A 12,503-nucleotide genomic window follows, 5' to 3' on the forward strand; every position below is an offset into this window, starting at 1 on the left:
ACATTTAATCGCCACGGCGGGGAAAAAATACTGCGCGCAGCCACCCCAATAAACTGTTGTCTGCCAACATCATCTTATCCAGTTCATCCAGATTGTGCGCCTGGCGAAAGGCATCGGCAAATAATGCCTCGCGGGTAATCATACGCCGCTTGGGATTTATTGATTTAATGGGTTTTGCCGGATTGCCGGCGACAACCGTATTTGCAGGGACATCCTTAGTGACGATACTACCGGCCCCCACCACAGAGTTATCACCGATAGTGACACCTTTACAAATGGTTGCGCCATCACCAATCCACACATTGTTACCCAGGCGTACCGGTGACGTACAGCGGAACGGGCGCGTGCGATTGTAGAGTCCGTGCCAATCGGAGTCTGAAATATAGACATTGGCCGCGATCATGCAGGCATCACCAATTTCTATAGATTGCGCCGCAGAAATACGCACGCCCGGAGAGATCAGCACAAAATCACCAATAGTAATAAACGCTTCGCCCCCTTTGTGCCCAAAGGTGGTAAAGCGGATACATTTTTCACTATTGGAGATTAGGTGGGGGTAATTCCCCAGTCGAACATTTCCACCAAAAACATGAACAGAACCCGGGTCCATCACTTCCGGCTCAACACCAACCGCATCAAATTGCGGCAGAAGAAAATACTCCATTCGCCATTTGCGCCAGCGCAACTGCACTCGCTTGAGCCAATAGGGTCTGTGATCCTTACGCATACTTCAATTTCTACTTATTTTCCTGAGCCCCAAAGAGCCGCTGAATAAAAAACCCAATTGCTTTTGTAATAGTGGCAGTTTAGTGTTTCGACCACGAAAAACAGCAAGCGGTTACCCATGTCTCTAAAACTACCTGTCGATATTCAAACGATTAAAGGATTTCTCGCCGCCCATGAGGGGGAAGCTCTCTACCACTTGGCCGCGAAGGCCAGCTCCCTGGGCGCCTGCCTTGAGGTGGGCAGCTACTGCGGCAAATCGACTATCTACCTGGCCAGCGCCTGTAAACTATCCGATAACATCCTGTTTGCCGTAGACCACCATCGCGGTTCCGAGGAGCACCAGCCCGGAGAGGAGTATCACGACCCCGAGCTGTTTGATGGTCAGGCCAATTTAATGGACAGTTTCCGCACTTTCCGCGCCAATATTCGCGCTGCCGAATTGGACGACTGGGTAGTTCCCGTGGTCGCCCCCTCCGCAACGGCCGCACGCCGTTGGAATACCCCTCTGGGCCTGGTCTTTATTGATGGCGGCCACTCACTGGAGGCGGCCATGACCGACTATCGCAGCTGGTCCCGGCATATCGTGCCCGGCGGCTACCTGGCTATCCACGATATTTTCCCGGACCCTGCCGATGGCGGCCAGGCGCCCTATGATATTTACAAGCTAGCCCTGGCTTCCGCTCAATTCGAGCTGGTCGAAATTGTCGATACCCTGGGCATCCTGCGCCGCATTTGAGGGCAGACACACCGAGGTAAACAGCGCGCTCGCTGGCGTTAATCCGGCGAGCGCATCGGCGGCCAAAAGCATGGCGCCAACGGTCCAGGTAGTTTTTTCCTCCGGCCAGATAGCCTCATCCCGATAGACGTAACCGGTCCAATAGCCTCCGTCTTTGTCCTGCCAGCGGTGCAAGCCGCGATACAAAATCTCTGCTCGCGAGCGCTGTCCAGCGGCAACCAGGGACATGGTGAGTTCGCACGACTCAGCCACGGTTACCCAGGGCTCATCACTGACACAGCGACAGCCCAAACCGGCCACGACAAACTCATCCCAGCGCTGCTGAAGGCGCAGCTGCGCCGCCTCGCCAGAAAAAGCGCCGGTTAATACCGGGTAAAACCAGTCCATCGAAAAGCGCGCCTTGCTCTCCCAGGTACGGTCAAAACGCTCCGGCTTATTGCGCAGTGCATCGCCCAGCGCATCCCGTGCAAACGACCACTGAGGGCGGGCAATACCCAGCTGATGGGCAATGTTAATGGCGCATTCCAGGCTTTTATAAATAGAAGAGCAACCGGTGATCAGGGCGTCTTCCAGCGGTTTACCCTCGGCATCCACCGCCCAGTGAATTTCGCCAAACTCCGTTTGCAGGCGCAGTACAAACTCGATCGCGCCCTCCACCATCGGCCAATAGCGCTGCAAAAACAGCGCATCCTTACTGATCAGGAAATACTGCCAGACCCCTGTCGCCACATAGGCGACAAAATTGGTTTCGCGGCGCTCCCGATTGTCGATATCGCCGTCTTTATAAGCCGCCCACCAACTGCCGTCCTCCAATTGTATTTCAGCCAACCAGCCATAGGCTCTTTCCGCAGCGCTGAACTCCCCGGCAATGGCGAGCCCCATAGCGGCCTCGACATGATCCCAGGGGTCGGCATAGCCGCCTTTAAACCAGGGAATTGAGCCATCGGCAAGCTGCTGGGAGAGGATATAGGCAGCACTATTCTGAATAAATCCTTCCGGAAACAGGCCTGAAACTTTTGCCGACACAGAAACCTCACTCATGCTTCAGCGCCCTCAGACAGGGGGAGGGGCGCATCTTCTACTCGCTGTGCCGAACTGGCAGGCTTGACAAAATAAAGCGCAATACTTTTTCCCAAAAACGGGTTCAGCAATTTTTCGAGAATCCGGGTAAATGCCGGTTTCTTCATCAGATCCCACACCAGCAAGCGGTGATAGGCGGATACCAAGCGGGCGTTGGGCTTATTCCAAAACAGGCACTTCAACCACCAATAGGGGGCGTGCAGTGCATGGGCTTTATGCCGGGCAAAATAGCGATGACCCAGCTTTTCAATATCCTCGCGCAACCCGCGCTCGCGAAATATTCGAATGTGCCCCCCCTCAACCTGATGGTATTCATCACTGAGTTTCCAGCACACCCACTCGGGGAAAAAGGCCGGTACCGTCGCGGCAAAAATACCGGAGGGTTTTAACACTCGATTGATCTCCGCCAATACGGATTTATAGTCGGGGATATGCTCGAGTACCTCCGAGCAAATCACCACATCAAAACTCCCATCGGCAAATGGCAGCTGCAAACCATTGGCAACACCGAACTGCAAACGGCCCTTTGAATGCTCGGGAGCGCGGAAAGGTTCCGCTCGCTCACTGGCGGTGCGCACATCGTCAAAACACAGGTCGATGCCGTAAACATCGACCTCATCGGTAATCATCAAGTGAATGGAGTGACGCCCTTCACCGCAGCCTAAATCGAGGACTTTTTGTCCCGGGCGAAGACTCAAGTGCTGTGGATCTACGGTAATCATTAAGCGGCCTCCGCACTGCGTATATTCGGCGTATCCACGGCGTGATCACCAGACTGTTGCACCAGGGAGTGCCCGAGAATTTCCCGGTAATATTTCACCAGGCTGTCTGCGGCAATCTTCCAGGAAAATTTATTTTCAATACGCTGTCGGCCTTTCTCGCTGAGTTCTTGGCGCAGCGCCTCGCTGGACAACACTTGGCGCAGGGCGCTGGCCAAAGCCTCGTGATTGCCTGCAGGCACCACAATTCCGGCATCCCCAACGACTTCGGGTAAAGCCCCCCCATCACTGGATACAACAGGGGCACCACACGCCATTGCCTCGCCGGCGGGCAAGCCAAAACCTTCGTAGAGCGATGGGCAAGCGACCACTGTCGCCTTGCGGTAATGATCCACCAGCTCATCGTTAGAAATGCCGGAGACAAACTGCACCCTATCTTGAAGGTCCAGGTCGTGAAGCAGGCGCTCGGTGGCACCACCCTCGCGCAATTTGCCTACCACCAGTAGCTCTATGTCCGCATACTCCCCGCGCAGCTCCGCCAGCGCCTGTAGTAAGAAACGTAAACCTTTCAGTGGCTGGTCCGCCGAGGCGGTAGTCATAATACGCAGCGGCAGGCGCTTATTCTCCGCCCCCGGGCTGAATAACTCGGTATCAATACCGTTGTAAATAAGGTGAATCTGTTCGGGAGCCACACCAAATTGCTCGATAATATCCCGCTCAGATTGCTTGGAAACCGTCACTATATGGCGGAGTTTGCGCGATACTTTTATCTGCATATTCAGGAAGTTATGCCAGCGGCGCACCAGCAGGCGAAAACGCCAGTCGGGAGCCGCATCTAACGCCAATTGGCGGTCGCGGGTAATGGGGTGGTGAATGGTTGCGACAACAGGCAAGCCATTTTTCTCGATATCCAACAGGCCGTAGCACAGTGACTGGTTGTCGTGAACAATGTCGTATTGCTTGCCGTGCTTGCGCAGGTATTTATTGACCCGGCGACCAAAGGTATAGGGTTCGGCAAACCCTCCGGTAAGCTTGCTCCACCATTCAAAAAAATCCGCCCATGACAACAGGTGGCGGGGTTTCAAGGCCCGTGCGGGGCGCTCGACTTCATAGAGATTCAACCCCGGCATTTTGATAAGCTTGACGCGCTCATCGAGCTCCGGGTAGGGCTGCCCAGAAATAACATCCACGGAGTGACCGGCATCAACCAGTGCTTTACTCAGGTAGCGCAGGTAAATGCCCTGGCCGCCACTATGTGGATGGCTGCGATACCCCAAAAGGCAAATTTTAAGCGGCCGCTTTTCGCCAGCCGTTGGACCGTCTGCACAATTTCCCAAGGCGGTCATAGTTTCCCCATCTGCAATATTCTTATACCCCATTACATTAACCACTTGCGCACAGGCATTCTGCAAATGCCGACACGCAAGAATCGACCGTCTGGGGTGTCTCACTGGTAAAGCGGAAGAATACACTGGCGGAGAAATGACTGCTAGGCAGAAGCGGTCCACACTCTTGGTATCCTGACTCAAGGGTGTGCTCGCAAGCCAAAATGGCGACAGGGCCACCAACTCAGGCCATATCGCCCGACACCCTCAAGGTAGACAAAGGCTAAAACAGGTATTAACGAGCGGGTAATAAAAAATGCCCGCCAAATGGCGGGCTAGATTTCTCGAACACACTTTCAGGAGGAGAGTTTCAAGCGCGTTATGCACTTAAATTTAGGTATAGCAGAGGAATTGCCTACCCTGACTCTCCTGTCGTGAAAGCCGTTTATTAAAGCGGTTATCGGCGCTCAGGCACACCCTCAAAATTTATACCCGGTGCAGATAGCTCTGGTATTCAACATCGGTAACGCGGGCGGCGATCTCGGCCTGCTCCTGTCGCTTCAACAGGGAAAACAATTCCACAAAACGCGGATCGAGATACTCGCGCCACAGAGGGCTCTGTTCGAATCGCTCCAGTGCACCGCTCCAGGTATTGATCAGCTTCTCACTCTCCACCTGATAGGCATCGCCCTCGACAGGTGCCGGCGCCTCCAGCTGCTTCTCAATACCGTGACACACACCGGTGAGAATCGCAGCCAGCACCAGGTAGGGGTTTACATCCGCCCCGGCAATGCGGTGCTCGATACGCCGCGCTGCGGGATCACTGGCGGGCACCCGCAAAGTAGTGGTGCGATTATCGTAACCCCAACAGAGATTCAGCGGTGCGTGGGAACTCTCCTGGAAGCGGCGGTAAGAATTGCTGTGGGGTGCAAAGAACGCCATCGCATCGTTGGCCGTCGCCAGCATTCCAGCGGCGGCATAGCGCAGCAAATCGGAGCCGCTGTCAGAGCCATCGTCAAAGACATTCTTACCACTGGCGTCGATCAAACTCATATGCACATGCATGCCGTTGCCCGCCTGATTGCCAAAAGGCTTGGCCATGGTGCTCACGCGGAAACCGTGGCTGCGCGCTACACCTTTTAGCAGGCGCTTAAATAGCAGTGTTTGATCGGCGACTTTAACCGGATCGGCGCTGTGCAGCAGGTTGATTTCAAACTGCCCCGGCGCGCACTCTGACAATACCGAGTCGGCGGGGATCCCCTGGGCTTCGCAGGCTGCGCGCACATCGGCAAAGAAGTGTCGCTGCGCGTTGAGCTCGGATAGGTCGTAAACGTCGGTAGACGGCACCAGCTCCGCATCGTTATCGCTAACCGGGCGCGGGCGCGCCAGGTGATCCACCTCATCGCGAAGCAGGTAGAATTCCAGCTCGGTCGCGCACACGGCGGTATAGCCCAGCTTGCCGAGGCGCTCTACCACGCGTTGCAACTGGCTGCGGGGATCGGCGTAGAGAGAGGAGCCGTCCGCTTCGTGCAACTGCATATGCAGCTGAGCGGTGGCCTCGCGGTGCCAGGGCGCCAGGGTCATTGGGGATACCGGCAGACAGACACCATCGCTGTCCCCGCTGGCAAAGACCAGTGGGCTGTCTTCAATATCCCGCCCCCAGATATCGAGACTAACCGCACTGCGCGGCATTTGCAGGCTGCCCTTAAGCAGTTTCTCGGCCGCTTCCGCCGGCAACCATTTCCCTCGCGGCACGCCATTGATATCGAACATAAAGCCTTCAATCCACTTTAGGTCCGGGTGCTCTGCCAGGAATTTTTGTGACTGCTCCAACAGGTCCGGCTGGGCAGTGAATTCTTTTTCTTGAGACATAAGGTGCCTGGGGGTGATCCAATCTAACCGCGCAGAGGCGGTCCAGCCCCCCCCCCTCCCACTTATTACCGTGGAAAGAAGAGCTCGCTGGCCGCCTCTGCAACAGGGTGTCTTGCCGCTATGTTACGCCAGTGCTTTCGCAGTGTCGTCCAGGGCGCGATGTGCTTTTTCTACCAGCTCGTCGATCTGCTCTGTGGTCATAATCAGCGGCGGCGCGATAACCATGGCATCGCCAACCGCGCGCATAACCAAGCCGTGCTTGATACTCAGGTCACGGCATACCGCACCTGCGGTGCAATCGTCGTCGAAGCGAGCGCGGCTGGCCTTATCTTTTACCAGCTCCAAGGCGCCGACCATACCCAGACTGCGGGTTTCGCCAACAATCGGGTGCTCCGCCAGTTCAGCCCAGCGCTTGGACAAGTAGGGGCCGGTTATATCGCGAACATTCTCAATAATCTTCTCACTGCGCAGAATATTGATAGTTGCCAGACCAGCCATACAGGCAGCCGGGTGCGCGGAATAGGTATAGCCGTGAGTAAACTCACCGCCCTTGGTTTTAATCACCTCAGCGACGCGGTCACTCACCATAGTGCCGCCGAGCGGGAAGTAGCCATTGGTTACCGCCTTGGCAAAGGTCATCAGATCGGGCTTCATGCCGTAATAGTCGGCGCCGAACCACTCACCGGTACGACCGAATCCAAAGATCACTTCGTCCATCACCAACAGGATGTCATACTGGTCCAGCACTTTCTTGACTTCCGGCCAGTAAGTTTCTGGCGGAATAATTACCCCACCGGCGCCTTGAATTGGCTCGGCAATAAAGGCCGCGACATTATCCGGACCCAGCTCCTGGATTTTCTCATCCAGACTGCGAGCCGCCTGAATACCGAATTCCTCTGGAGACATATCGCCACCCTCGGCGAACCAGTAGGGCTGCTGTGCGTACTCAATATAATCGAGCGGCTGGAACTGCTTGTGCATACCGCTCATCCCACCCAGACTGGCGCCGGCAATGGTAGAGCCGTGATAGCCGTTCTTGCGGGAAATCACGATGCGCTTCTCGGGCTTCTCCTGGATATCCCAGAAACGGCGAATCAGGCGCAAATTTGTATCGTTGGCCTCGGAACCGGAGCCGGTAAAGAACACGTTGTTCATATGTGCCGGAGTCACTTCCGCCAGGGCGTCGGCAAGTTCAATTGAGGGCACCGTAGTGCACTGGAAAAAGCTGTTGTAGAAAGGCAGGGTATTCAGCTGCTCGTAGATCGCATCGCTGATCTCTTTGCGGCTGTAGCCGAGATTGCAGCACCAGAGGCCCGACATTCCGTCGAGCAGTTTGTTGCCATCAATATCGGTGATGTAAGCGCCCTCGGCGCTGGTAATGACACGGGTCCCCTGCTGCCCCAAATCGTGGAAGTCGGTAAAGGGGTGTAACAGGTGCTCGCGGTCGTGTTGCTGCAGCTCAGTCTTGTTCATATTTATCTCCTGGCTTTCACAGGCCTTGCTCAGCGCCCACCCATCGGGCTCCAAAGGCCAAATCGTTACCACTAATTTGTGATCACATTCTAGTGGGGCCATCGACAGAAGCGCAAGGGCTATCTGCCCCTACCGAAAACATAAGGTCGAATTGCACCCGCGCGAGGAAAAAAAGTGGAAACTAAATGGTCAAGAGGACTTGAAGTGCTGATGGGACCAGGAGCTGCTATAGCAGCTCCTCTGCGGAGATAGAGCCGAGCCCCTCCTCAATGTCCTGCTGAATGGCTTTGCGCACCTTCAGCACATCCCTACTGGCAATAGCTTCAAGCAGGTCCTGGTGCCGATCTGGCAGCTCCTGCACACCGAAGCGCTGAAAAACCAGATGCTGGAGGGGCGCGGTCTGCAACCACAGACTCTCAATCAGGGACAAAATGATATGGGGCTGCCCCAGGCGGTAAAGGGTAAAGTGAAACTCCAGGTTGGTGGTTACATAGCGCTCGATATCTTTCTGCGCCAGCGCTTCAGTAACGCGCTCATCCAACGTCCGCAGCCGCGCCAAGTCGGCATCGCCAACCAGAGGCAGGGCCTGCTCTGCGGCCTGGCACTCCAGGGCAACCCGAGCGGTGCAGATCTCTGCCAACTTTTCCGGGGTCATTGTCGGCACCTTGACCCGCCGGGTATCCGACAGCTCCAGGGCCCGCTCCGAAGTCAAGCGGCGCAGCGCTTCGCGTACCGGCATGGGGCTGCAATTGAGCTCTGCGGCCAGCCCCCGGATCGTAATCGCCCTGCCCGGCAAAAATTTGCCCCGCAGAATCGCATCGCGCACCTGAAAATAAACCCGCTCTTGGGTTGTACGGTACTCCTCCTGAGGACTGTTGAATTCTTGCACCATACCTATGCGGCCCTGACCTGCTGCAATCGGTGGGGGATATCCTCGGCGCCCACCTCAATTAAATAGTCCGCCGCCCGGCCACTTTGCCAAATTTCATAAAAGTCATCCGCTACCCGGCGGCTCAAATCAACCACCCGCCCCCAGTACTTCAAACGATCTTCACGGTCGAGTTTGTAGAAATCATTGCGGTCGGGGATTTTGCCATAGGGCAAGGTGGCAACGAATTTGGGCGAAGGGGCCACAACCAGAGTGGATTGCATCGCATCACCGCGAACCCGCCGCCAGGAAAGCCCTTTGTCAAACCAACCGGGCACCATATAGGGGAAAAAGTGCGGATAGAGCTCCAATCCCTGGGGGTGGCGGAAGCGCAGATCAAAGTGATAGTCGGTGATGCCGCCATCGCGATAGTTGCCCTCAGGGGCCCCCTCGGGCGTCTGTACCCCGGTCATCACCAGGGGAATACAACCACTGGCCAGCACGGCGGCACAGGTATTCTGCTCGCTGAGCGGTATGTTTTCAGTGCTCAAGTTTTCGAAGTGGATGCCCGCCGACTTTTGCGAATGAAAAACCACCCGCTCCCAAAAAGCGCTCAAGCTGTTGCGGGAAACCGCATTGGCCAATGCCGAGGCCAGTAACGCCGGGGCCAGAAGCGCCTTGTTTTCGCTGCCCAGAGGCCCCCTGCCCCGCACCGCTACAAAATGACTGTGCCAGATGGGGTTTTCCACCACCTCGCGAGCGCCATCGGCAGCCAACACCGCCTGCAACATCTTGCGACCGCCGGCGGTAATTTCCCCAGGTGAGGGCTTTTCGGAATAGACTTGATTGATATAGTAATGCTCCAATCGCTCAAGTGCCGACAGCGGCTCCGCCATGGCGTAACACATGTTGCGAAAACTGCCGATAGACGATCCCAAAGTGGTGATTGGCTCACTCCGCTCCTTGAAAAACTCCCCCATCAACACCCGATCCAACTGGCTGATCACCAGCCACTTGGGGCCACCGGAAGCGCCGACCAGTGTGGAAAACTGCCCCTGGGACAAGCCCTCCCCACGTATGCGCCGTGCAGCCGTCTCTCCGGCCAACAGAATACAACTGGTATTTTTCACTCAATTTCTCTTTTTTAGGCCGTCAAAATCTATCCAAGCTACAACTATCCCGAACTACCACTCGCCCTGATTTTCCATCGACATCCAGGGTTCCTGAGGGGCGAGCGGCGCTCCGCTCTGCAATAATTCAATGGAAATACCATCCGGGGAGCGGAGAAATGCCATGTGGCCATCTCTCGGCGGCCTATTGATAACCACCCCCTGATCCATCATACGCTGGCAAACCGCGTAAATATCATTCACCCGATACGCCAGGTGGCCGAAATTTCGTCCGCCCGTATAACTTTCCGGGTCCCAATTGTAAGTGAGTTCCAGCGTCGGAGCCTTATTCTCCCCAGCCGCCTCAAGATCCTCGGGTGCTGCGAGGTATACCAGGGTAAAGCGCCCTTTCTCGTAATCATTTCGACTAACAACCTGTAGCCCCAATTTTTCACAGTAAAACGCCAGAGACTCATCCAGATTGGTTACGCGAACCATGGTGTGTAAGTATTTCACCCTCTACTCCTTCCTGTTGCCAAGCTCTACAATCAGCCCATAACAAATAAATCGGCTTTTAAAGCTAAACACCTATGTATAAAAAATTCTATCGCGAGTTCCTTCAGGCACCCAGCGGCAGCCCCTCTTCTATGCTGCATATGGCTTGCCACTCCCACCACTACTGGCCCGATGTCACCCTGAACGCGGTGCAGCAGTACTGGCGCGATGCAGCGCTACTGGCCGACGAAAAGTGGGGGCCAATTTTTGAAGAGAAGATACCCCTATGGCAAGCGGCGATCGCGAAATCCCTCAACTTGCCCCGGGCAGACCTAATCGCAATAGCGCCGAACACCCACGAGTTAGTGTACCGGCTACTGAGCGCATTCGACCCCAGTCAACCACTGCGCATCCTCACCACCGACGGAGAATTCTACAGTATTGCCCGCCAGCTACAGCGCCTGGAAGAGCTGCCCCAGGTAACGGTAACAAGGATTGCCAAAGAGCCCTATGCCACCCTGGCCGAACGATTCGAGAGCGAACTACATGCGAATGAATACCACCTGGCCTATGCCAGCCTGGTATTTTTTGACTCTGGCGTGGTATTCCCCCAACTCCTAAATATCGCGGCACGAAAACCCCAAGACACCCAATTTGTTATCGATGGATACCACGGCTTTTTTGCCCGCCCTATCGATCTCACAAGCGTTGCGGACAAGGTTTTCTTTACCGCCGGCTCTTACAAGTACCTCGGCGCCGGCGAAGGCCTGTGCTTTATGACGATTCCCGCAAACTGCACCCTGCGGCCACTCAATACCGGCTGGTTCGCAGAAATGGCCGAATTGGAAAATCGCTCGGGAGAAGTGGGTTATAGCGACAATTGGCTGCGCTTTGCCGGGGCGACCATGGACTATTCAACCCTCTATAAAGCCCTGGCTATCTTTGATTTATTCCATCGCGAAGGGATTACCATAGAAAAAATACATCGCTATGTTCGCGATGCGCAAAGCCGCTTCCTCACCAGTATGGATAACTCAAACCACCCCATCTTAAATCGCAGCAATTTGATTGCTCACGACCTGGAAAAAGGCCACGGCCATTTCTTTACATTTGACTGTTCACGAGCGGAAATTTCACACGGGGTTCAGGAGGAACTCAAAGCCCGAGCCGTTCTGTGCGATCGCCGCCAACAGTTTCTGCGGCTGGGATTCGCCATTTACCACGATAAAAATGAAACTTATCAGCAAGTATTTAACTCTTAAACCAATACTCAGCTGCGATTCAGCAACCGAGTATAGTGGCACCCAATGGACAAGGAAAAATGATGAAAGCAATAAAAATTTCGGTAACGTCTCTCCTGGCACTACTCGTTGCAGCCTGCGGTAATGAGTACACAGCGGAGAAACAGGGAACCCTGGTCTCCATCACTGCGCGGGGGGAGGCCAGTCAGATGCCCGATATCGCCACAATTTCTGTGGGGGTGGTGACTGAATCGGAAGACAGCAAGCAGGCGATGCGCGATAACGCCAGGCAGATGGAATCCCTAATGGCCGCGATCAAAAAGTCGGGCATCGATGACAAGGACAGCCAAACCACCGGTGTCAACCTGTCTCCCCGCTACCAATACCAGAAAAACAAGACCCCGCGTATTACCGGTTACACTGCGCGCAATACTGTCCGCGTGAAGGTTCGCAAGCTGGATGAACTCGGCAAAGTCTTAGACAACCTCACAGCTGCTGGTGCCAATCAAATCAACGGGCCGAGCTTTGAAATTGGCGAACCCGGCCCGGTTCAGGCCAAAGCCCGGGAAAAAGCCCTTGAGGACGCCCAGGAGCGCGCTGACATATACGCCAAGGCACTGGGCACCAAGGTGCGCCGCATTGTCAGCATTGCAGAAAACGGCAACGGCGGTATGCCCCGCCCCATGTACCGCGCCGAGCGGGCGGCGCTACAAGATAGCGCTCCCACCCCCATTGCACCGGGGGAAACCACCCTCAGCGTAAACCTGGATCTCGTGTACGAATTAGAGGATTAAGCCCAAAAGTTTTACCGCAGTGAAACCGCCTCAACACCCCGCTGTTTCACTGCCGCTCTTTTCCA

The 12,503-nt window shown here is 55.3% G+C and carries 12 protein-coding genes; 3 read left to right on the forward strand and 9 right to left on the reverse strand.

All coding sequences use genetic code 11. From position 1 onward, the window contains the following. Window positions 1-4: 4 nt before the first annotated feature. Window positions 5-727: an acyltransferase gene (locus tag ACJJIF_RS07995; RefSeq protein ID WP_444931692.1), complete on the reverse strand. Its 723-nt coding sequence runs from the start codon at window positions 725-727 to the stop codon at window positions 5-7. Between the two features lie 117 nt (window positions 728-844). Between ACJJIF_RS07995 and ACJJIF_RS08000 the strand changes: the two genes are divergently transcribed. Beyond that, window positions 845-1,462 carry a class I SAM-dependent methyltransferase gene (locus ACJJIF_RS08000; RefSeq protein WP_444931693.1) on the forward strand — a complete coding sequence of 206 codons (618 nt, stop codon included), beginning with the start codon at window positions 845-847 and terminating at the stop codon, window positions 1,460-1,462. On the opposite strand, the gene ACJJIF_RS08005 is transcribed toward ACJJIF_RS08000, so the two are convergent. From ACJJIF_RS08005 to ACJJIF_RS08040, 8 genes are all read right to left on the reverse strand, one after another. Beyond that, window positions 1,391-2,503 (reverse strand): prenyltransferase/squalene oxidase repeat-containing protein, encoded by a 1,113-nt coding sequence (locus tag ACJJIF_RS08005; RefSeq protein WP_444931694.1) that lies wholly within the window; start codon window positions 2,501-2,503, stop codon window positions 1,391-1,393. The two genes, ACJJIF_RS08000 and ACJJIF_RS08005, sit on opposite strands and share 72 nt — an antisense overlap. Beyond that, the gene (locus ACJJIF_RS08010) at window positions 2,500-3,264 is read right to left on the reverse strand and encodes a class I SAM-dependent methyltransferase (protein ID WP_444931695.1); all 765 of its coding nucleotides are present in this window, start codon (window positions 3,262-3,264) and stop codon (window positions 2,500-2,502) included. The genes ACJJIF_RS08005 and ACJJIF_RS08010 overlap by 4 nt, the downstream gene beginning before the upstream one ends. After that, the gene (locus ACJJIF_RS08015) at window positions 3,264-4,640 is read right to left on the reverse strand and encodes a glycosyltransferase family 4 protein (RefSeq protein ID WP_444931696.1); all 1,377 of its coding nucleotides are present in this window, start codon (window positions 4,638-4,640) and stop codon (window positions 3,264-3,266) included. The genes ACJJIF_RS08010 and ACJJIF_RS08015 overlap by 1 nt, the downstream gene beginning before the upstream one ends. Window positions 4,641-5,072: 432 nt before the next feature. Next, the gene (locus tag ACJJIF_RS08020) at window positions 5,073-6,458 is read right to left on the reverse strand and encodes a glutamine synthetase family protein (RefSeq protein WP_444931697.1); all 1,386 of its coding nucleotides are present in this window, start codon (window positions 6,456-6,458) and stop codon (window positions 5,073-5,075) included. A gap of 123 nt (window positions 6,459-6,581) precedes the next feature. Beyond that, a complete protein-coding gene (locus ACJJIF_RS08025; protein WP_444931698.1) occupies window positions 6,582-7,931 on the reverse strand; it encodes an aspartate aminotransferase family protein in 1,350 nt (449 codons plus the stop codon). A gap of 226 nt (window positions 7,932-8,157) precedes the next feature. Beyond that, window positions 8,158-8,823, reverse strand: coding sequence for a GntR family transcriptional regulator (locus ACJJIF_RS08030; protein ID WP_444931699.1), 666 nt, complete (start codon window positions 8,821-8,823; stop codon window positions 8,158-8,160). Between the two features lie 2 nt (window positions 8,824-8,825). Further along, window positions 8,826-9,929, reverse strand: coding sequence for a hypothetical protein (locus ACJJIF_RS08035; protein WP_444931700.1), 1,104 nt, complete (start codon window positions 9,927-9,929; stop codon window positions 8,826-8,828). 54 nt (window positions 9,930-9,983) lie between these two features. Beyond that, window positions 9,984-10,424 carry a VOC family protein gene (locus ACJJIF_RS08040; protein ID WP_444931701.1) on the reverse strand — a complete coding sequence of 147 codons (441 nt, stop codon included), beginning with the start codon at window positions 10,422-10,424 and terminating at the stop codon, window positions 9,984-9,986. 74 nt (window positions 10,425-10,498) lie between these two features. Here ACJJIF_RS08040 and ACJJIF_RS08045 point away from each other — a divergent pair, with 74 nt between their 5' ends. Together ACJJIF_RS08045 and ACJJIF_RS08050 are read left to right on the forward strand one after the other, a co-directional pair. Beyond that, a complete protein-coding gene (locus ACJJIF_RS08045; RefSeq protein ID WP_444931702.1) occupies window positions 10,499-11,665 on the forward strand; it encodes an aminotransferase class V-fold PLP-dependent enzyme in 1,167 nt (388 codons plus the stop codon). Window positions 11,666-11,727: 62 nt separating this feature from the next. Beyond that, window positions 11,728-12,438: an SIMPL domain-containing protein gene (locus ACJJIF_RS08050; protein ID WP_444931703.1), complete on the forward strand. Its 711-nt coding sequence runs from the start codon at window positions 11,728-11,730 to the stop codon at window positions 12,436-12,438. Window positions 12,439-12,503: the final 65 nt, after the last annotated feature.

The sequence above is a fragment of the Microbulbifer regidiadema (SeqCode) genome (assembly GCF_052467605.1).